Below are 21199 nucleotides of genomic sequence, written 5' to 3' on the forward strand. Positions count from 1 at the left end.
GAGGTAAACTTTTTATGTTTTATTTATATACTGGTAATTTAATTTGATCTCTTGGTTACTCTCAGCCGCGCGCTGGCAAAAAAGACTGATTTCAGTAACAGTTGATGTTTTGGCATTATCGTTAATAAGCTTGATTGCGATTTGGCTTCGTTTGGGAAGTTTTGAGGTTGACTATGCTTACTATGCGTCAGCTGTTGTTTTATTGCCAGTAATCTTTATTCCAGTTTTTATTAAATTTGAACTCTATCGAGCCGTAGTAAGATATATAAGCTACCGTTTTATTATGACGGTCTTCCTTGCGGTATCTGTTGCATTTGTTCTTTGGTCAACACTGATTTTTTTATTGGATATGCCTTATCCGCGGTCGGCATTAATTATTGCTTGGTTTGTAGTTCTTGTATATACCAGCGGTTCGCGTTTAATTGCACGTTGGTTATTGCTCAATATTGCCGGAGTGAATGTTGAATCAGAGCCTGTTATTATTTTTGGTGCTGGCCAGTCTGGTCGCCAGTTAATGCAAGCATTATCAGGTGTAACCAATAAACGAGTCGTTGCTTTTATAGATGATAATTCACATCTGCATAATCAGAAAATTGGTTCACTAAAAGTATATAGCCGTGATGATTTAGTTCAATTAATTGAAAAATTTCAAGTCAAAGAGCTTTTACTGGCGATACCGAGTTTGAAAACAAGGCAGCGTAAAGAGTTATTGAATTGGTTGACGAGCTTTTCAGTTAAGATCTCCACCGTCCCGAGTTTTGATGAAATTATGAGTGGGAAGTTGTCATCCTCCGATGTGAGAGATGTCAATATAGATGATTTATTAGGACGAGAACCCGTATTGCCAAATGATACTCTTCTTCATCAATGCATTGAGAGTAAAAATATTTTGATTACTGGAGGTGGTGGATCCATCGGCTCAGAGTTGTGTCGTCAAATTATTGGTTTAAATCCCCGAAAAGTAGTAGTGTTCGAATTGAATGAGTTTTCTCTATATGCCATAGAACAAGAACTTAACGCATTGAAATTCGAGTTAAACCTAAGTGTGGAGCTTTTTTTTGTATTGGGGGATATTAAGCAGTCGGCCAAAATTAAAAAGGTTATAGAGTTTTATTCTATAGACACAATTTATCATGCCGCCGCCTACAAACATGTGCCTATTGTTGAGCATAATATTGCAGAAGGTATTGAAAATAATGCATTCGGGACATTTATTGTTGCAAAGGCTGCGGCTGAGCTGGGCGTTAAAAATTTTGTACTGATTTCTACCGATAAGGCTGTTAGGCCCACCAATTTTATGGGGGCTAGTAAAAGAATGGCCGAATTGGCATTACAAGCACTCCAGCAAGAGTATAGTGATGTTCGCTTTGTAATGGTTCGCTTTGGAAACGTTCTGGGTTCATCGGGTTCTGTTATCCCGCTTTTTAAGAAACAGATAGCTGAAGGTGGGCCAGTTACTGTTACCCATCCTGAGATTACACGTTTTTTTATGACAATTCCTGAAGCTGCTTCTTTAGTCATACAGGCTGGTTCCATGGGCAGTGGTGGAGATGTATTTGTTTTAGATATGGGGGAGCCTGTAAAAATTGCAGATTTAGCTAAAAAACTTATCAAACTTTCTGGATTCCAATCTTATGAAGACGATGGGATCGGTGAAATAGAGATTGTTTATACTGGATTGCGTCCAGGTGAGAAACTTTATGAGGAATTGCTAATTGGGGATAATGTGAGCGGAACTCAACATCCTAGAATTATGAGAGCCAATGAATATTCAATGAGTTTAAATGAGTTTGAATCAAAGTTAAATAATATTAGGCAGCTTCTACAGGAAGGTGGGTATGAAGGTTTGAGGGAAGCCGTTCAATCCATGGTAGAAGGTTTTAATCATTATTCTGAAATTGTAGATTATTTAAAGAAGGCTTAGCTACTTCAATATTGTCTTTTTCAATTTCGAATATATAAGTAATTAATAAAATTAAAATTATTGTTGATCAATGTTAAATAATTTTGATTATTAATTATACGTACTTGAGTGTTATCCTTTTGAAAGCCTTATGATTTTTCATAAGGCTTTTTGTTTTTTTACTTATGGAGAGATAACAATGAAAAGTATCAGATCGTTATTAACTGCTTTAGCGTTGAGTATATTAAGTTTTCAAGCCGCTGCTTCACCGGTGAATGTCAATACTGCCAGTGTGGAGGAGATTTCTTCGGCATTAAAAGGTATTGGTCCGGCCAAAGCTCAGGCGATTAGTGATTTTTGCCAGCAGAAAAAATGCACTACAGCCGAAGACTTGTTGCAAGTTAAAGGAATTGGTGAGAAAACCCTTGCCAAAATTTCTGCCGATTTACAGTTTGAATAAATATGTGATATTGATATGAAACGCATAATGATAAGCCTAGTCTTCGTACTAGGCTTTTTTGTTTCTGGCATAGCGAATTCCGCGCCTCAGCTGTTGTTATTGCAACAGTGGGAGGGTTTCAATCGCAGCCAGGATATCAAAGGTTGGCTGGTCAGTGAAAAGCTTGATGGTGTCAGAGCTTATTGGGATGGCAAAAACTTGCTTTCCAGGCAAGGTCATAAAATCAATGCTCCAGAATGGTTTATAGAAGGGCTGCCCGCTTTTGAATTGGATGGTGAGCTTTGGATTGGGCGTAACATGTTTGCAGAAACCTTTTCGATTGTCAGTCAATATGTGCCTGATAAGCGATGGCAGAAGGTTGGTTATTATATTTTTGAAGTACCAAATCAAGCAGGCTGCTTATTAGAGCGACTTCAAGTGCTTAGGGATTATTTACATGAACGCCCGCTTCATCATGTTCATCTTATCGAGCAAAAACCTGTTGCAAATAGAGAAGAACTGGAAGGTTTATTGGCCAGCATGAGTTCTCAAGGTGCGGAAGGCTTGGTGATCAGAAAAGCCGACGAACCTTATCAAACAGGACGCTCAAACACGGCGTTGAAATTAAAGCTTAAACAGGACGCAGAGTGTGAAGTGGTTGGTTATACCTCGGGCAAAGGTAAGTATATCAATCAGGTTGGGGCTTTAAAGTGTCGCTTACTGGCAGAACAAATCCAACGGTTATTTCCAGATTTAACGATCGATACCGTGATTAAAATCGGCAGTGGGCTAACGGATTGTTTGCGGGCGCAGCCGCCCGTAATTGGCAGTAGAATTCAATTTGAATATTCGGGCCTGACTAAAAACGGTTTGCCGCGCTTTCCGGTATTTAAGGGTGTGGATAAACGTTTATAGGCGAAAGCTAGATATAAAAAAGCCTGCAATTGCAGGCTTGGCATAAAGGCTCTTTACAGAGGATTAAGCTTTCATAAAGGCTTCAAAACGATCCAGTGCCTTAACCAGGTTTTCCATGCTGGTGGCAAAAGAAATACGCATATAACCATCGGCACCAAACGCCGAACCCGGTACCGCTGCGACCAGTTGCTCTTCTAATAACGCAGCAACAAAATCGGTATCGGTGTTGTAACCTTTGATTGTCATCGCTTCACGGATATCCATAAATGAATAGAAAGCACCGCTTGCCTTGATGCATTTGAAGCCCGGCAGATTGTTGATTCTTTCCACCACATATTCGTGGCGTTTTTTGAATTCAACCAGCATTACTTGAATGCAGTCTTGAGAACCGTTTAAGGCTTCGACCGATGCCGCCTGTGAAACTGAGCAAGGGTTTGAAGTACTTTGTGACTGAACCTTACGCATACCGGCGATTAGCTCGGCAGGGCCACCAGCATAACCGATACGCCAGCCTGTCATCGAATAGGCTTTAGATACGCCGTTCATCACCACTGTACGGTCATAGAGTTCTGGGGATACTTCTAAAATATTGGTGAAGCCGGTGTCATCCAGCATGATGTGTTCATACATATCATCAGAGGCGATCACAATATTTGGATACTTCGCTAACATGTCACCAATCGCTTTGAGCTCATCGGCGGTATAAACCGCACCGGTAGGATTGGACGGGCTGTTTAGCACCAGTAAACGGGTCTTGTCGCTAATGGCTGCTTCAATCTGTTCTGCCGTGACTTTAAAGCCTTGTTCGATACCGGCCTCGATAACTATCGGTTCGCCACCTGCCAATAACACCATATCCGGATAAGAGACCCAGTAGGGTGCTGGAATAATGACCTCGTCACCATCGTTTAGAAACGCCTGGCAAAGGTTGTAAAAACTCTGTTTACCTCCGGATGAAACCAGAATCTGGTTCATTTCATAATCGATGCCGTTATCACGTTTGAATTTGGCCTGAATTGCTTCTTTTAAATCTGCGGTACCGTCAACGGCCGTATAACGTGTTTCGCCGTTTTTAATGGCTTCAATGGCCGCGTTTTTAATATGGTCCGGAGTGTCAAAGTCTGGTTCACCGGCACCGAGGCTGATAATGTCTTTGCCTGCGCGCTTCAGTTCTTGAGCTTTTGCGGTGATTACGAGAGTAAGAGAAGGTTTAACACGATTGACACGGTCAGATAGGTTGGCCATTGAATGATTTTCTCCACGATGCTTGAACAGGTATAATAATAGGCTGCCTAATCAGTTTTTTATAGGTTTGCCGATAAAGGATGGCATTGGCATATCCCTAGTCCATCAATTAAAGCAAGTTTCGCTTCATTCTACTGGATTTTAAGGTTTTTTAGAATCAAAAAGTACAACAAAACGCTAAGGAAAAATCGTGTCGAAAGCATTTGAACTCGTTTCGCAATATCAGCCTAATGGAGACCAGCCGACCGCAATTGCCAAATTGGTGGAAGGAATTGAAAACGGGGAAGCTTATCAAACGCTTTTAGGGGTCACCGGTTCTGGTAAAACCTTCACGGTGGCGAATGTGGTCAAAACGATTCAGCGGCCTACCATTATCCTCGCCCACAATAAAACCTTGGCGGCTCAGCTTTATGGCGAGATGAAAGGCTTTTTTCCTAATAATGCAGTGGAATATTTTGTCTCCTATTACGATTACTATCAACCAGAAGCCTATGTACCGGCTTCGGATACCTATATCGCCAAGGATTCATCGGTCAATGAACAGATCGAGCAGCTGCGATTGTCCGCCACCAAAGCATTGCTGGAGCGTGAGGATGTGATTCTGATCGCCACGGTATCGGCGATTTACGGTTTGGGTGATCCGGAAATGTATTTGAAGATGATCCTTCAGGTGCGCTTGGGCGATACCATCAGTCAGCGAGATATTTTGGCTCGTTTGACTTCGATGCAATACACCCGCAATGATGTCGAACTGTGGCGCGGTACTTTTCGAGTGCGCGGTGATGTGATTGATATTTTCCCGGCGGAAGCCGAAGAGTATGCGGTACGTATCGAATTATTCGATGACGAGGTCGAAAATATCGGCTGGTTTGATCCTTTAACCGGCGAGATCATTGCCAAGGTGACTCGTGTCACGGTCTATCCTAAATCGCATTATGTAACACCTAGGGAACGCACCTTGCAGGTGGTCGAACAGGTTAAGGTGGATTTGAAAGAGCGTTTGGAACAGTTACGTTCGATGAATAAGCTGGTTGAGGCGCAGCGCCTTGAAGAGCGCACCAAGCTTGATATCGAAATGATGGTTGAGCTCGGATACTGCACCGGCATCGAGAACTATTCACGCTATCTCTCCGGGCGCAATGCCGGGGAAGCGCCACCGACCTTAATGGACTATTTGCCAAAAAATGCGTTGATGGTGATTGATGAAAGCCATGTCACCATTCCGCAAATCGGCGGCATGTACAAAGGCGACCGCTCGCGTAAAGAGAATCTGGTGACTTACGGTTTCCGCCTGCCATCGGCGTTGGATAACCGTCCGATGAAGTTCGAAGAGTTCGAGCGCGCTATGCCGCAGACGATTTTTGTGTCGGCAACCCCCGGTAATTATGAAGCCGAGCATTGCCCGGAGATGATCGAGCAGGTGGTGCGTCCGACCGGCTTGTTGGATCCCGAATTGGAAGTCCGTCCGGCAACCACCCAGGTCGATGACCTGCTTGGTGAAATTCGTTTACGCGCCGAAAAGAATGAGCGCATTCTGGTTACTACCTTGACCAAACGTATGGCGGAGAATTTGACCGAGTATCTGGAGGATCATCAAGTGCGTGTGCGCTATATGCACTCGGATATCGATACAGTGGAGCGCATTGAGATTATCCGTGATTTGCGTTTAGGCGAGTTCGATGTGCTGGTGGGGATTAACCTGTTGCGAGAAGGGTTGGATATTCCAGAAGTGTCCCTGGTGGCGATTTTGGATGCGGATAAGGAAGGTTTTTTACGTTCCGAGCGTTCATTGATTCAGACCATTGGCCGTGCGGCGCGAAATGTTGAAGGTAAAGCGATTCTTTATGCCGACAAAATCACCAAGTCGATGAAAAAGGCCATTGATGAAACCGAGCGCCGTCGTGCCAAACAGATGCAGTACAATTTGGATCACGGCATTACCCCGCAAGGTTTGAACAAAAAGGTCAGCGATATTCTTGAAGGTTCTCCTTATAGCAGCAAATCATCACGTAAACAGTCTGCGACAAAAGCCGCTGAGAAAACACAGCAATATACGTCAACACCGGAGATGACCCCGGCTCAGTTGGCAAGTCATATCAAGAAGTTGGAAAAACAGATGTATAAAGCGGCCAAGGATCTCGATTTTGAAGCCGCCGCGCAGCTTCGCGACGAGGTGAAAACCTTGAAAACTAATATGGTTGGCATTGGTGATTTAAGGTAGAATAGCTGCCTGCGTGTTTTACGGATTAAACAAAATAAAATACGTATTTTTTATAGGTTGCTATGACAGGGTCATATTTTGTTAAGTCATTGAACTTAAATAAAATTGTTAGCAGTTGACAATTAACTCTAAATTCAGAGATCGTACACTAAAAAAATCATTTAACTTTATGCTTTCATCCCCATCCCGTGTTTCCAGTATGCTTCGAGTTTCTCAAAAACCATTACATCTAAAGTTGATTATCGCGTTATTTGCGTTGTTGTTCAGTGCGCCGAATTACGCCCAGCAAAATTTAGCTAACGATAAGTCACCGGTGCAGGAATTGAAGCGACAGGCCGATATTTTTCAACTCGGCTTGCAGGCAATGGAACGGAATAACCGAGATGAAGCGCTAGCGTTATGGAGCCAATTGGCAGAGTCCGGTGAATTGATTCCCGAGTTAGCTCGCGCGGTGGAAAATAATATTGCCGTTGTGTTGATTCAGCAAAAGCGTTATGACGAAGCTAAGAAACGTTTGGATCGAGCATTAGAGTCGAATCCTCAAGTTGCGACAACCTTGGCTAACCTTAATCAAATCTACGCTTATGAAGCACAAAAGGCTTATAAACAAGTCTTTAAAGACAGCAAGGTAATCGAGCCAACAGCACAGCTGCTTTATTTTGATATTAAGAGCGCACAGTTACCTAATCAGCAAGTGGTGATCAAAGCGGAAAATGCAGATGGTATGCGTGTGGTGAAAAAGCAGGTGGAGCTGTGGCGTCAGGCTTGGGCCAGTCAGAATGTCGAGCGTTATTTGAGTTTCTATGATGATAAAGCCTTTATCCCCAAAAACGGTTGGTCGCTGGATTATTGGATCAAAAACCGTCATATTAGTCTAAAGCGTCCTGATTATATTAAGGTCTATGTCGATGAATTGACCTTGACTCCGATCAGTGATGATTTTATCCGCGCGCGTTTTTATCAGCGTTATGACTCGGATCGTTTTAAAGACGATGTCTACAAGGTCTTGTTATGGCAAAAACATAATAACCAGTGGAAAATCGTCCAAGAGGTAGTGATGTATGACGGCAAATAGTCGTTGTCATAATTGGTTATTAAAAGCCGCTTTAGCTGCATGCTTGGCGGTCAATGCGGTGCATGCAGACGAAGTGCTGCAAACCGAGCAGAAACTGATTAACGGTTTGCAATCGGTACAGCAACTGCAGCTGCAACAGGCCTTGACGACTTTTGAAGAGCTGGGCGAGCGCTTTCCCAAATATAAATTGGCACACCTGTTAAAAGCCGATTTACTGGCTGCAAAAGCCGGCAATTTGCAACTGATTGAACAGGTACGTCAGCAGAACCCGAAAAGTGTTGCCAGGCTCATCGACGAAGCCGAGGTGCGTTGGCAGTTTTCCAACAATAATCTCAAGCATACCGATGAGTTTAACGATTTTGTCTTAAAAAGCGCCGAGCAAAAACATATTATCCTGGTCAGTCTGCAAGAAAGTCGTTTGTATGTATACAAACGCGATGCCGGAAAAGGCATGCAGCGTATTGCCGATTATTACGTCACTATGGGGCGAAAAGGCAGCGGTAAAGAGCGCGAAGGCGATTTACGTACACCGATTGGTGTCTATCATATTGTCGATTTATTGCCAGGGTCTGACTTACCGGATTTATACGGAGTAGGTGCCTTGCCGCTGAATTACCCGAATATCTGGGATAAATCTAACGGTAAAACCGGTTCGGGGATCTGGTTGCATGGCGTGCCGAGTGATACCTATATTCGAGCACCTAGGGCGAGTCGCGGTTGTGTGGTATTGAATAACAAAGCGATGGAACGTCTATTGTCGGAATACGACATCCCTTTTGCCACACCGGTTGTTATTGTTGACCAGCCGGTCGATAAAACCTTGATGGCCTCGTCGCAATATCTGCTTACGCAAATCCAAGCTTGGTTGGCGGATAACCAACCGCAAGTGAATTGGCAGCAGGTCAGCGTGTTCCGCTACCCGAACGAAAAAGATCTGTTTTATGTGACGTTCCCCGATCCTGACAGTCAGCGTTTACATCATCAATTTTGGAAGCGCGATGGCGATGGGGACTGGATAGTTAAGGTGGAATCGGCTGATGAAATTAATAAGTTAGCGCAAAAATAGCCTAATTAACAGCCTCAATTTATGTACAAAAAAGCCGTCTAAAAACGGCTTTTTTAGTTTTAAGAACAATGTAAAAGAAGAGAGCTTAGTTCAGCTTCATACTCTCCACTGGCGCTGTAGCGGCCTGATTTGGCTTCTCATGATGTTGATGTGGGTGTTGCTCGGAGTGCTTGAGCGACTGTTCGATAATTCGCATTTTGCTTTTGTAGCTGTCGGCAATCTTTTTTCCCTGGATTTTCTGTTCTGTCCACAGCTCGACATCGCGCCACATTTTAAAAATCTCTTGTTGGCTCGGCATGGAACCCGCGGAACGCAGTTCCAAGGTGAGCACCGGGATATTCAGGTATTCTCCGGCATAACGCCCTAGTGAACCGGGGTAGGTACCCAGTTCACGATGGTGTAAAGCACCGATTTTATTGGGTATGGCATGATCAGGGCCGTCATAGTCAAGTAAGCCATAGGGAGCGTGAATGGAAATAATCGCATCCGGTTTAAACTCTTTGATGGTATTGACCAATAGCTGAGTTTCGGGCTCTGAGTTAGCGCTTTCACCTGGATAACGGCGCTTGTTTTTATAACGCTGCCAGCTCTTCAGTGCCAATTCATCCCAGTCGGGAGAGGGGAAGTTGCGGTTAATGTCGACGCCATTGGCGTTAACACGAGTCGCAGGCCCCTGAAAAAGTCCATCGGGATTGGCCAATGGAAAAAACATCCAGTTCTGGCGTGTTTCGTTCTGGTTTGCCTGCATATTCATCATCCATAAATAGGTCAGGCTAATCGCGGTATATTCATCGCCATGGATACCGCTGATAAACAGAATATTTCCGGTCGGCTTGTTGCTGTGTTGCTCTGCGGGAGTAAAGCGCTTGATTGGAATAGCGCGCTTTTCAATGCTTGCGATAGGACCGGCTTGCATATTCAACTCAAGGCAACCATCGTATTTAACGGTTCTTAAGGTGTGTGACCACTCTTTGCAAAATGATTCGATATTCTGTGAATTGGTGTCTGATGGAGTGCTGGCGAAACTGCTGGCGCTGAAAATCAAGCCAGCAACAAGAATCCACGATTTTTGGTTTAGCATTCTGTACGTTAATTTCTGTTAAATGGTTATTCGTATTTATTCAAAGGAATTATTCCTCTGCATCGCCTCTCAGGCTTAAAGCAGAGGCTTCATCCATCCCAATGCCCTCTGGCGGTGGTAGTTTACTATTAAGCTTGATATTAAGGCGTAAATCATTCGCAGAATCTGCATAGCGTAACGCATCCTGATAGGTGATCTGCTGACTTTCATAGAGGTCAAATAGAGCCTGGTCAAAGGTTTGCATGCCGATGGCGGAGGATTTCTGCATAATCTCTTTCAGTGCTCCGACATTTCCTTGCATAATCAGTTCAGAGACGCGTGGAGTGTTGATCAACACTTCGACCGCAGCAATACGTCCACCGCCGATCTTCGGAATCAAGCGTTGCGAAACAATGGCTTTCAGGTTCAATGACAAATCCATCAGGATATGGTTTTTCTGGATAGCCGGGAAAAAATTGACGATACGATCCAGTGTCTGGTTGGTATTGTTGGCGTGCAGTGTCGATACGCAAAGGTGGCCAGTCTCGGCGAAGGCAATCGCGTGTTCCATGGTTTCGTGTGAGCGAATCTCACCAATCAAAATAACATTAGGCGCCTGTCGTAAGGTGTTTTTCAAGGCGGCTTCATAGCTTTCGGTGTCCACACCGACTTCTCGCTGGGTGATAATGCTTTTCTTATGGCTATGGACGAATTCGATCGGGTCTTCAATCGTGATGATATGACCGTCCATGGTCTGGTTACGTACACCAATCAAACTGGCCAAGGTCGTCGACTTACCGGAGCCGGTTCCACCTACCATTAGCAGCAAGCCGTTTTTTTCTTTAATGAACTCTTTCATTACCGGCGGCAGGTTCAGCGTTTCGAACTCTGGAATATCGGTATGAACTGAGCGGATAACCATACCCGGTGTGCCGCGTTGCATAAAGATATTGACACGGTAACGCGCCGTGCCGGGGATATGATAGGCAAAGTTACATTCCTGAGTCTCGTGGAAAATGGCTCTTTGATCATCGTTCATCATCAGCTCAGTAAGCAACGTTGCCATTTCGGGATCGATGACGTCCTCAGTAATTGTCTCAAGGTGACCATCTTTCTTCATGGTAATCGGGCGACCGGCAGTGACGAATAAATCCGAGCCGCCACTTTGTGTGAAATGGAGAAGAATCTTATCGAATTCACTTAGGTTTTCAGGTTCTGCCATATCGAGCTCCTTTGACAATATCGCTACTGGTTAGGTGAATAGGTAAATCGATGAGTTGCTAGTTAAACTAAGCGAACAAACTCTTATTGACCGCCTTACTTCTGGCATCGTCTTTATAAATCACATTTTTGTCGACCAAGGCTTTGAGGTTCTGATCCATGGTCTGCATGCCCAATTGGTTGGAAGTTTGGATTACCGAATACATCTGAGGAATCTTCGCTTCACGAATCAGGTTTCGAATCGCCGAATTGACCAGCATGATTTCATGGGCGGCGACACGTCCACCGGTCGTTTTTTTCAATAAGGTTTGTGAAATAACGGCTTGCAGAGATTCCGACAACATAGAACGCACCATCTCTTTTTCCTCTGCAGGGAATACGTCAATGATTCGGTCGATGGTCTTTGCCGCCGAACTGGTATGCAAGGTTCCAAATACCAAGTGACCGGTTTCCGCGGCGGTCATCGCCAAACGTATGGTTTCCAAGTCTCGCATCTCACCAACGAGGATGACATCGGGGTCTTCACGAAGAGCGGAGCGTAAAGCGTTGTTGAAGCTTTTGGTGTCTCGGTGAACTTCACGCTGGTTAATCAGCGCGCGGTGGGATTTATGCACGAATTCGATAGGGTCTTCAACGGTAAGAATATGAGCCGGATCGCGTTTGTTGATATAGTCGACCATGGCGGCAAGCGTTGTCGATTTACCAGAACCGGTCGGGCCGGTTACCAATACCAGTCCACGAGGGAATTCGGCAATGTTCTTGAATACCGGGGGGGTATTGAGGTCTTCCAATGTGAGAATCTTGCTTGGAATGGTACGAAATACGGCGGCAATGCCTCGGTTTTGAAAAAAGACATTGGCACGAAAACGAGCGATTTTAGGCAGTTCAAAAGAAAAATCGGCTTCCAGGGTTTCTTCAAAGCCGCGACGTTGTTCGTCGCTCATAATGTCGTATACCATCTTTTGCAGCTGTTCGGCTTCAAAATCTGGCGCTTCGATACGTTGTACATCACCGTCGATTCGGATAATCGGAGGCTGACCGGTAGAGAGGTGCAAGTCAGAAGCACCTTGTTCAACACCAAATTCAAGTAGTTGGGTAATATCCATAATTCAGACCTTCAACAGCAAGATTAACGGGTAAGTGTTGAAATTCATTATAGAGAAGCTAGAGGCTAATGAGAATAAAAAACTCCTATGAGTTTGATAAAGCTTTTTGGTGAGAGGCTGAATACAGCTAAAAACGCTTGTGGTTAAGATGTGATTTAACGCTATGGTTAGGCACGGTTCAAAAACCGATTTTATGCACCAACGGTTCCAAGTTGGCTTTTTTGTAGGCTTTCCAGCGTTCGCGCCCCATTTCAATAAGGTATTCGGACTGATCGAGGATCTCGATGGTGCGTTGGTATTGTGGATAAAAATCCGCAAAATTTGGATGCATATTGATAAGCACATCTTCGCATTTTTTATCAATCTGTTCGCCGAACAGTTGAATAGGCGCTTTCATCTCTTGCGCAAAAGCATGGTGAATAAAGCTTTGCGGCGATTGGTTCCACAGGGTTAGGTCAAAGCGTTGCGCTTCTTGAATATCGGCAAAACGCACATCGGCACGACGTTGCTGTTTCCAGATGGTTTTTAACAGCTTAGCCAGAAACTGTTCGCGCTCTTTCGGCTCGCTACTATTAAGCACATAAAACACCACGTCTTGTGATGCTGTTGCGCTGGAGTGGGGCTGCGTCGTTTCGATGCTCATGGTTTTGCCTATTTTCAATCTATTTAAGCGTTAGCGCTATTGACCAAGAACTGAACCAGGGTCGGTACCGGGCGCCCGCTAGCGCCTTTATTGGCACCACTTGTCCAAGCCGTACCGGCGATATCCAAATGAGCCCAATCGACTTCTTTAGTGTAGCGTGCTAAAAATTGTGCTGCGGTAATGGTGCCGCCTTCGCGTCCACCGATATTGGCCATATCGGCAAAGTTGGATTTTAACTGTTCATCCCACTCTTCACCTAAAGGTAGCTGCCATAAACGATCATAGGTATATTGACCTGATGCAATCAACTCATCAACCAGCTCTTGATTATTACCCAATACTGCCGAAACATGGTTGCCCAGTGCGATAATACAAGCGCCGGTCAACGTCGCCATATCAATGACTTTTGCCGGTTTATAGGCTTGTTGCACATAAGTTAAGGCGTCACACAGAATCAAACGGCCTTCCGCATCGGTATTAAGGATCTCAATGGTCTGACCGGAAAGGGAGGTTACCACATCCCCCGGTTTGATCGCATTGCCGGCCGGCATGTTTTCTGTGGAGGGTATCACAGCAACGACATTGATTGCAGGTTTGAGCTCACCCAGTGCTTTAAAGACCCCCAGCACTGTTGCCGCACCGCCCATGTCATATTTCATCTCGTCCATTGAGGCGCCAGGTTTCAGGGAAATACCTCCGGTATCGAAAGTGACCCCTTTACCAACTAGAGCAATCGGTGCTTGCTCGGCATCCGCCCCCTGATATGACAAGCAGATCATTTTCGGTGGCGTTGGGGTGCCTTGCGCTACAGCCATAAATGACCCCATCCCCATCTCGATCATTTGTTCACGTTCGAGGATATTGACATCAAAACCGTAGTCTTTAGCCAATTGTTCGGCGGTTTCGGCCAGGTAAGCCGGGGTACAAAAGTTGCTTGGCATATTGGCAAGATCTTTCGTCAATGTCATGCCTTTTGCGGTAGCCTGCGCTTGTAGTGCCGCGTTGGCTTCATCACAACCGACAAAATTGACTTGCTGAAGTCTGCTTTCCAGCGGTTCAAATTTGCCACGGCTGGCGTGGCTATATTGATAAAGGCTTTGTTGAATAATCAAAGTGTTTTGTAAGGTACTCCAGCTCTTGTCGAAACCCTCTGGATGGATTTGTGCCATAAAATTGTCGATCTGCTCGGAGCCGTTTTGTTTAACGGCTTCGGCAGCGGCCTTGATTGCGGTTAGATAGCCTTTTACCGTCAGTTTATCGAGTTCACCTAAACCTACCAGAATCAGGCGAGACACCTTAATGCCCTGTGGTTTGATTAGAGTAAGTGTTTTTCCTAGGGCTCCTTTCAAATCGCCGCTATCCGTAAGTTCTTGCATTAGATTGGCTAGATCCGCTTGGTTTGATAGGCCTGTTGTATCGGCGGCAATATTGCCCTGTTTATCTACCGGTACGATCCAAGTATCGTCAGTTTGGCTTGCAGAAGAGAAAGAGAAACTTAGGTTTTTCATTGGGATGGAGTCCTTGCATTGATTGTTTTTTTTACCAAAGGTATGCGGCCAAAAGCACAGTTTTTATCAGCCAGGCCGTCTTTATATCCGGCTTGTGTTTCGCCTGAGAGATTCGCTGGGTATAATGGCAGCGGTCAACTTACAATTTGGCTTAATTTAATTCATCCTATTCTAATTGAGAGAGCCGGTTTTTGCGAATTCTCGATAAATATATTTACAAAGAACTTGGGCAGACATTTGCAGCGGTGTTGATTGTGCTATTGCTGATTACATTCGGCAGTGAAGCCACTCAATTGCTGACCCATGCCATTGAAGGCAAAATACCTTCTTCAGTGGTTTTTCAGGTGTTGCTGCTGAAAATCCCTCCGGCTTTGGAAATTATTCTGCCTTTGGTCGCTTTGCTTGCGGTCATGCTCGCTATCGGCCGATTGTATCAAGATCAGGAAATGGTGGTTTTGCAAAGCTGCGCCATTACCCCAAAGTATTTTCAACAACGCATCAGTCATTTTCTTATTCCGGTGGCGCTGTTCACGGCGTTGATTAGTCTTTATGTCACGCCTTGGGCTTATCAGCAGGAACGTGTGATCATCGCCGAGGCACAGACGGTTTCTCCGATGGCCGGTTTGGTGGCCGGTAAGTTCAACCCTTTACCCAATAATCAAGGCGTGCTCTATGCTAAAACCATTGAGGATGGACAAATGCGCAATGTTTGGCTGCAGCTGAGAAGTCCGCAGGTGGATATGGTGTTAAGTGCGCCTGTAGGGCGTTTTGAATGGCGTGATAACCGGGTTGTCCTGGTTTTAGAGAATGGCCAAAGTTACCGTGGTCTGCATGGTATTAATCTGACGGGCGCTTTTAATTCAGAGATGAATGTGCCGTCGGCCGAGGTGAGTATTCAGAAGTTTGCTCGTTACGAAGGCGTATTGCCGGCGTTGACGCCGATTGCATCAAGACCTGAATTATTGGAATCCTCTACAATCGCCTTATGGCATGCGTCAACCAATGAAGCGCAGGCATTGCTGCAATGGCGTTTGGTAACGCCGATAGGTGTTTTGATTTTAGGTTTAATCGGCTTGAAGCTGAGTAAAACCGGGCCACGAGAAGGGCGTTTTGCCAAGATATTTATCGCTTTGCTGGTTTACATTCTTTATAACCAGTTTTTGGTGATGGGGCGTGATGCCATTGGCAATGGTGGTTGGCCTGCCTGGCTGGGTTTGTGGCCGGTTGTGCTGGTTTTTGCCATGTTGGCATTAACCGATCACAGTGGTGAACATGCGTGGTGGCGTTTACGCCGTTTAAGACCGGGAAGCAGGCTCTGATGGTTTGCCTAGCGAAACTCAACGCACTAGCGGGTGGTTGTATATGAACCGAATTGAGCGTTATTTAGGAACGGCTGTCATCAGTTATACCTTATTGGTCATGCTGGTGATTCTGCTGATTTTCTCGTTCTTTGAATTTATGAATCAGCTCGGTAAGTTAACCGAAACCTACACCTTGGCAATGGGAGGGCTTTACACTTTGCTCAAGGTTCCGGTCTATGCTTATCAGATTTTTCCTATCGCGATTTTGATTGGCGCTTTAATGGGATTGGGGGCGCTGGCGAATCAGTCTGAGCTGACGATTTTACGCGTTACCGGCTGGTCGATTAAACGGATTTTATGGGCGGTGTTAAAAACAGCGCTGCTGTTATGGCTGGTAATTGCCTTGATTGGTGAGTTGGTTGCGCCATCGAGTGAAGCCTTGGCAAAAAAACTCCGTGCCGAGGCTTTAAACCAAAGTTTTTCGATTGGCTCGGCAAGCGGTCTCTGGATTAAGGACGAACAGCAATACATCCATGTCGGCCGTATTGTTTCCAGTGAGCAATTGAGCAATATCAGCATTTATCAATTAAGCGCCAACGCCGTTAGCGACAAGCCGTTGCCTGGCGAGATTGAGCAGGTGATGCGTGCTAAAAAGGCTGATTATATCGATGATGGCCAATGGCGTTTTACTCAGGTGCAGTTAATGCATTTTGATCAGCAAAGCAGTGATTTGCTGGATGCTAGTACACCGCTTTACAGTTTCCAGCAAGAGCTGTTGCCGCAATTGGCTAAGTCGTTTCCGTTGCAGCCCGAAGACTTGACCAACCTTGATATGGAAACCCGTTATCTAAGTAGTTTTGATCTGTTTTACTATATCCGTTTTCTGGAAGAAAATGGTTTGGAAGCAAGCGCCTATCGTTTGTCGTTCTGGCAGAAGCTGGCAATGCCTTTGGTGGTGCTGGCGATGATTGCGATAGTATTGCCGTTGATTTTCGGCTCTATGCGTCAGGTGAGTGTCGGTAAGCGCATTTTCCTTGGTGTATTAATCGGAATGGGCTTCCACCTGCTTAATCAGATGGTGGGCAATATCGCCGTGGTCTACCAGATGCCGATTGCCTTGGCGGCTTTTTTACCGGCGCTTTTGCTTTTGCTTGCGGCGCTTTGGTGGATGCGCCGTATTGATTAGTTCTTTGTCGTTGGTTAGAGCTGGCGGTTATTGCATCAGTCGCCACTCAGCTTATTGAGCTTTATGGATAATCGTTTCAATTTCAGCCACTTTTTCAGCCACCAGCTGAGGATTGCCTTTAGCCTCGATATTTAAACGCAAAAGGGGCTCTGTATTTGAGAGGCGGATATTCATGCGCCAATCGCTAAATTCCAAACTTAACCCGTCGGTCATATCCATTTGTGGATTTTGTGCGGCATAAAGCGCTTTCACTTCTTCTAAAATAGCCGGCGCATCCTTGACCTTGTAGTTCAGCTCGCCACTGCAAGGGTAAGCTTTCATACGTTCTTTGACCAGTTCATCAAGCGATTTATTGCTAAGGCTCATCAGTTCACTGACCAATAACCAAGGAATCATGCCGCTATCGCAATAGAAGAAATCTTTAAAATAGTGGTGTGCAGACATCTCGCCACCGTAGATCGCATCTTCTTTACGCATGCGCTCTTTAATAAAGGCGTGACCGGTTTTCGATTGAACCGCAATACCGCCGGAACGTTTGACTTGATCGATGGTGTTCCAGGTCAAGCGAGGATCGTGCACGATTTTGCTGCCAGGGTGTTTTTTTAGCAGCATCTCGGCAAGTAGGCCGACCAGATAATAGCCTTCGATAAACTCGCCCTGACTGTCGAATAGAAAACAGCGGTCAAAATCACCATCCCAGGCGACGCCGAAATCGGCGTGATTTTCCAGAATGGCTTGTTTGGTCGCCCCACGGTTTTCGATAATCATTGGATTGGGAACGCCGTTAGGGAAATCGCCGTCCGCCTGGTGGTGCAAGCGAATCACATCAAACGGAAGGTGCTTGGCCAGTTCGTCAAAAGTCGGTCCAGCAGAGCCGTTACCGGCGTTGACGACGATTTTAAACGGCTTGAGTTTACTGGTATCGATATAACCGAGTAGGTGTTCAACATAGGCGCTTTTGTCGGGTTTAGCGATTAAATTCCCTGGATTTGTCGCTTTGGTATCGAAATCCTGATTGATGACGCGCTGCTCAATTGCTTTTAAACCGGAATCGCCGCTTATCGGTTTAGAGCCTTTTGCCACCAGTTTCATGCCGTTATAACCTTTTGGGTTATGGCTGGCTGTGATCATAATGCCGCCGTCGGCTTGGTAGTGGCTGGTGGCAAAATAGACTTCTTCGGTGCCGCAAAGGCCTAGGTGCAGAATATCGACACCACTATCAATCAATCCTTGGCATAAAGCATCACTCAATTCAGGGCTTTCAAGTCGAATATCATGGCCGATGACAACGTTCGCCGGTTTAAATTCGGCAGCAAATGCACGTCCAATATCATAGGCCCGTTGGGCGTTTAGGTCTTGCGGCACTATGCCGCGAATATCGTAGGCTTTAAAGGCATTTAGGGTTGTCATGGTGTTTTGTATCTACTTTTGGCTTGATGAGCTGGTAACCAATCTTAACGACCGACACCGTAATAGCAGAAATGATTGTCTTCTATCCAGTAGCGGTTGTAGAGGTTGCGACCATCTAAAATAATCTTGCTGCGCATTGTATCATTTAACAGTGATAAATCCGGTGACCAGAAAGCTTTATATTCGGTTAGAACACATAGTGCATCACTGTTTTGAGTGGCCTGATACATTTCGTCACACAATTCTATGCGGGAGGTTTGTTCCTTATCAAGGTTTTCCTCAAGCCAGTGTTGCATTGAGTTTTTGGCAAAGGGGTCATAGAGCTTTAGGCGGCAGCCTTGGTTGATAAAAGCGCTAATCAGTTTGATGCTGGCAGCACTGGTGACTGAGGTGGTGTTGGGTTTATAGCCAAGTCCCCATAGGGTGATGGTTTTATCGGCCAGTTGACAGTCAAAATGGTGCCAAAGTTTGCGGAAAAGCAGCTCTTTTTGGTTTTCGTTGATATCGATCACCGATTGCAACAAGCTGTGCCCGCCATTCTGGTGTTCTTCTGGCAGCAAGCTTTTAATGCGTTGCAGGTCGCGCGTGAAGTTGTCGCCGCCAAAACCGATGCCGGGGTAAAGGTAAGAACGACCGATTCGTGTATCAGCCCCCAAGCCTAAACGCACCTCCTCAATATCCGCGCCAATTTTTTCCGCAATGGAAGAAAGTTCATTCATTAAAGAAATTCGCGTTGCCAATAAGGCGTTGGTGGCATATTTGGTTAATTCAGCAGATGCCGGAGACATGCTGATAATCACGTCTTTATTGCGATTGAAGGGGGCGAACAGTAAGGCGATTTGTTGTTTAACGTGATTGCTGTGTGAGCCGATAATGATTCTGTCAGGGCGAACAAAGGCCTGAATGGCGTGACCGTCCGCGGCGAAATCCGGGTTGATGGCATACTCCAAACAACAGATTTCGGCCAACTCTTTGGCTAGGCCGATAGTGAAGTTACTGCGGATGATCAAAGAGCTGTTTGCCAAGCAATTATCCTGTAATAGGCTGGCAATGCGGCGTGCATTTTGACAGTCATCCGGATGTAACGCCAAAATATGACATTCCGCTTGGGTGTCATGGCTGTCGCCAAAAACCAGGCGCTTGGCTTCGGTTTGCTGTTCCAGAAGTTTATTCAGGCCGGGTTCGGCATAGTCTTTTTTGCGTGCGCCAATCAAGGTGACTTTATTACCGGTCTCTGCTAGACAGCCTGCGGCGACCATTGCGCTAATGGTGTCTCCAAATACATTAATTCTCATTTTGCGTCTTCCATAGATTGGTGAGAATGCCTTGGGTAGAGGCATCCAAATCGGTTAAATCACGGTTTTCAATCTGTTGCAGAATTTGCAGTGCAATTTTTTTACCGAGTTCCACGCCCCATTGGTCGAACGGATTGATGTTCCAAATCACCGATTGGACAAAGACCTTGTGTTCATAAAGTGCTATCAGCATGCCTAGGTGTCTGGCATCCAAAGTATCCAATAAAATGGTGCTGGAGACTTGACCGCCCGGATAGTCTTTATGAGGGTTTTCGCCTTTTTGACCGATCATCAGCGCTCGGCTTTGAGCCAGACAGTTGGCGATATTGAGGTTGTGGTGGTAAACGGTACGTGGTTTTTGATCGGTAGGTTTGGCAAAGAGAATAAAATCCGCCATGACGCGCTCGGTTCCCTGGTGCATCAACTGATAAAAGGCATGTTGCGCATTGGGCCCGACTTCACCCCATAGAATCGGGCAGGTGCGGTAATTGACCTTTTCGCCGTCACGGGTGACATGTTTACCGTTACTTTCCATTTCCAGCTGCTCAAGATAGCTGGCCAAATACTTCATTCGTGAATCATAAGGCAGAATTGCTTGTCCCATCAGGCCTAATAAATTGATGTTCCAAATGCCGATCAAGCCCATTAAAACCGCAACGTTTTTTTCAAAAGGGGTGGTGCGAAAATGCTCATCCATTTCATGAGCGCCCTGCAAAAATGCGTAAAAACCGGACATGCCTTGCTGTAAGGCAATGGTAAGGCCGATAGTCGACCACATGGAAAAGCGACCACCGACCCAATCCCAGAACAATAGCTGGTGATCGGGCAAGAGCCCCCATTCATCCATTTTGGCTTGATTGGTAGAGAGGCCGATAAAGTGTTGTTTAATGCCTTGTTCGGATTGACTGAAGCTGGAAATCCATTCATGGGCTGTTCTGGCCAGGGATAATGTATCAATAGTGGTGAAGGATTTTGAGGCGATGACAAATAAAGTGGTTTCCGCATTCAGCGTTTTAAGCAAGCTTTGCAGTTGTTTACCATCCAAAGTGGAGACAAAATGAATATCAGGTGCATCAGCTAGCTTACTGTCATCAAGTGCATGGGTAATCATCAAGGGCCCTAAATCACTGCCACCGACACCAATATTGACCACATCGGTAAAGGGTTTGCCTGAGAAGCCGCGTAGCTGGTGAGAGTGGATACGTTTCACCAGGGTTTCCATTTTTTGCCATTCGGCTTTGACTTCGGCTTTTGGGTTGGTTAAATCACGCAAGAATACATGTCCGGCGGCACGGTCTTCGGTGATATTGATTTTCTCACCGGCAAATAACTTATCAATCCACTGTTTGAGATTTGCCTGTTCGGCAAGTTCAAGTAACGAATTGCGTTCCTCGGCGCTGATATTCTGTTTCGAGTAATCAAACAGCATCCCTGGTAATTTGGCATGAAATTGTTCAAAGCGCTGTGGGTTTTCAGTAAATAAACTCGCCAGATGGCGTTGTTTAGCTTCATTGCCGTATTCTGCAAGCGCTTGGTAAGCCGGCCACTGTTTCATTGAATTACCTCTTCTGTCTTTATCCGCTAGTCTCTTAGTCGCAATGCGTG

The 21199-nt window shown here is 45.5% G+C and carries 17 protein-coding genes; 8 read left to right on the forward strand and 9 right to left on the reverse strand.

Annotated elements, in window-relative coordinates:
* Nucleotides 1-43 precede the first annotated feature (43 nt).
* The 3 genes from FE785_RS02430 (at nucleotide 44) to FE785_RS02440 (ending at nucleotide 3257) form a co-directional block, all read left to right on the forward strand.
* On the forward strand, nucleotides 44-1924 hold the full coding sequence (locus FE785_RS02430; protein ID WP_138564060.1) for a polysaccharide biosynthesis protein: 1881 nt from the start codon (nucleotides 44-46) through the stop codon (nucleotides 1922-1924).
* Between the two features lie 178 nt (nucleotides 1925-2102).
* The gene (locus FE785_RS02435; protein ID WP_138564062.1) at nucleotides 2103-2363 is read left to right on the forward strand and encodes a ComEA family DNA-binding protein; all 261 of its coding nucleotides are present in this window, start codon (nucleotides 2103-2105) and stop codon (nucleotides 2361-2363) included.
* Between the two features lie 27 nt (nucleotides 2364-2390).
* On the forward strand, nucleotides 2391-3257 hold the full coding sequence (locus FE785_RS02440; RefSeq protein ID WP_138564064.1) for a DNA ligase: 867 nt from the start codon (nucleotides 2391-2393) through the stop codon (nucleotides 3255-3257).
* Nucleotides 3258-3320: 63 nt separating this feature from the next.
* On the opposite strand, the gene FE785_RS02445 is transcribed toward FE785_RS02440, so the two are convergent.
* Nucleotides 3321-4502 carry a pyridoxal phosphate-dependent aminotransferase gene (locus FE785_RS02445; protein WP_138564066.1) on the reverse strand — a complete coding sequence of 394 codons (1182 nt, stop codon included), beginning with the start codon at nucleotides 4500-4502 and terminating at the stop codon, nucleotides 3321-3323.
* 190 nt (nucleotides 4503-4692) lie between these two features.
* On the opposite strand from FE785_RS02445, the gene uvrB reads away from it, so the two are divergent.
* The 3 genes from uvrB to FE785_RS02460 all read left to right on the forward strand — a co-directional run bounded on the left by uvrB (nucleotide 4693) and on the right by FE785_RS02460 (nucleotide 8864).
* Complete coding sequence (uvrB, locus tag FE785_RS02450; protein ID WP_138564068.1) at nucleotides 4693-6723, forward strand: excinuclease ABC subunit UvrB; 2031 nt, start codon at nucleotides 4693-4695, stop codon at nucleotides 6721-6723.
* 199 nt (nucleotides 6724-6922) lie between these two features.
* Entirely contained in the window at nucleotides 6923-7798 is an 876-nt protein-coding gene (locus tag FE785_RS02455) for a nuclear transport factor 2 family protein (RefSeq protein WP_168188895.1), read from the forward strand.
* A complete protein-coding gene (locus tag FE785_RS02460) occupies nucleotides 7785-8864 on the forward strand; it encodes a L,D-transpeptidase family protein (protein ID WP_138564073.1) in 1080 nt (359 codons plus the stop codon). Before FE785_RS02455 ends, FE785_RS02460 begins: the two co-directional genes overlap by 14 nt.
* Nucleotides 8865-8949: 85 nt before the next feature.
* Here the strand turns inward: FE785_RS02460 and FE785_RS02465 are convergent, their stop codons facing one another.
* The 5 genes from FE785_RS02465 to FE785_RS02485 form a co-directional block, all read right to left on the reverse strand.
* A complete protein-coding gene (locus tag FE785_RS02465) occupies nucleotides 8950-9945 on the reverse strand; it encodes a M14 family zinc carboxypeptidase (protein WP_138564075.1) in 996 nt (331 codons plus the stop codon).
* A 49-nt stretch (nucleotides 9946-9994) separates the two neighbouring features.
* A complete protein-coding gene (locus FE785_RS02470; protein WP_138564077.1) occupies nucleotides 9995-11146 on the reverse strand; it encodes a PilT/PilU family type 4a pilus ATPase in 1152 nt (383 codons plus the stop codon).
* A 67-nt stretch (nucleotides 11147-11213) separates the two neighbouring features.
* On the reverse strand, nucleotides 11214-12251 hold the full coding sequence (locus FE785_RS02475) for a type IV pilus twitching motility protein PilT (RefSeq protein ID WP_138564079.1): 1038 nt from the start codon (nucleotides 12249-12251) through the stop codon (nucleotides 11214-11216).
* Between the two features lie 178 nt (nucleotides 12252-12429).
* Nucleotides 12430-12894 (reverse strand): DNA polymerase III subunit chi, encoded by a 465-nt coding sequence (locus tag FE785_RS02480; protein ID WP_138564081.1) that lies wholly within the window; start codon nucleotides 12892-12894, stop codon nucleotides 12430-12432.
* A 23-nt stretch (nucleotides 12895-12917) separates the two neighbouring features.
* Complete coding sequence (locus tag FE785_RS02485) at nucleotides 12918-14402, reverse strand: leucyl aminopeptidase (protein WP_138564083.1); 1485 nt, start codon at nucleotides 14400-14402, stop codon at nucleotides 12918-12920.
* 191 nt (nucleotides 14403-14593) lie between these two features.
* On the opposite strand from FE785_RS02485, the gene lptF reads away from it, so the two are divergent.
* Together lptF and lptG are read left to right on the forward strand one after the other, a co-directional pair.
* A complete protein-coding gene (gene lptF / locus FE785_RS02490; RefSeq protein ID WP_138564085.1) occupies nucleotides 14594-15721 on the forward strand; it encodes an LPS export ABC transporter permease LptF in 1128 nt (375 codons plus the stop codon).
* A gap of 43 nt (nucleotides 15722-15764) precedes the next feature.
* Complete coding sequence (gene lptG / locus FE785_RS02495) at nucleotides 15765-16889, forward strand: LPS export ABC transporter permease LptG (RefSeq protein ID WP_138564087.1); 1125 nt, start codon at nucleotides 15765-15767, stop codon at nucleotides 16887-16889.
* Between the two features lie 51 nt (nucleotides 16890-16940).
* Here the strand turns inward: lptG and FE785_RS02500 are convergent, their stop codons facing one another.
* The 3 genes from FE785_RS02500 to pgi are packed head-to-tail and all read right to left on the reverse strand — an operon-like array spanning nucleotide 16941 to nucleotide 21149.
* Entirely contained in the window at nucleotides 16941-18299 is a 1359-nt protein-coding gene (locus FE785_RS02500) for a phosphohexomutase domain-containing protein (protein WP_138564089.1), read from the reverse strand.
* A 44-nt stretch (nucleotides 18300-18343) separates the two neighbouring features.
* Entirely contained in the window at nucleotides 18344-19594 is a 1251-nt protein-coding gene (locus tag FE785_RS02505) for a nucleotide sugar dehydrogenase (RefSeq protein WP_168188896.1), read from the reverse strand.
* Nucleotides 19584-21149, reverse strand: coding sequence for a glucose-6-phosphate isomerase (gene pgi / locus FE785_RS02510; protein ID WP_138564093.1), 1566 nt, complete (start codon nucleotides 21147-21149; stop codon nucleotides 19584-19586). Before pgi ends, FE785_RS02505 begins: the two co-directional genes overlap by 11 nt.
* Nucleotides 21150-21199 lie beyond the last annotated feature (50 nt).

Origin of the sequence: Thiomicrorhabdus sediminis (assembly GCF_005885815.1) — a bacterium.
GTDB lineage: Bacteria > Pseudomonadota > Gammaproteobacteria > Thiomicrospirales > Thiomicrospiraceae > Thiomicrorhabdus > Thiomicrorhabdus sediminis.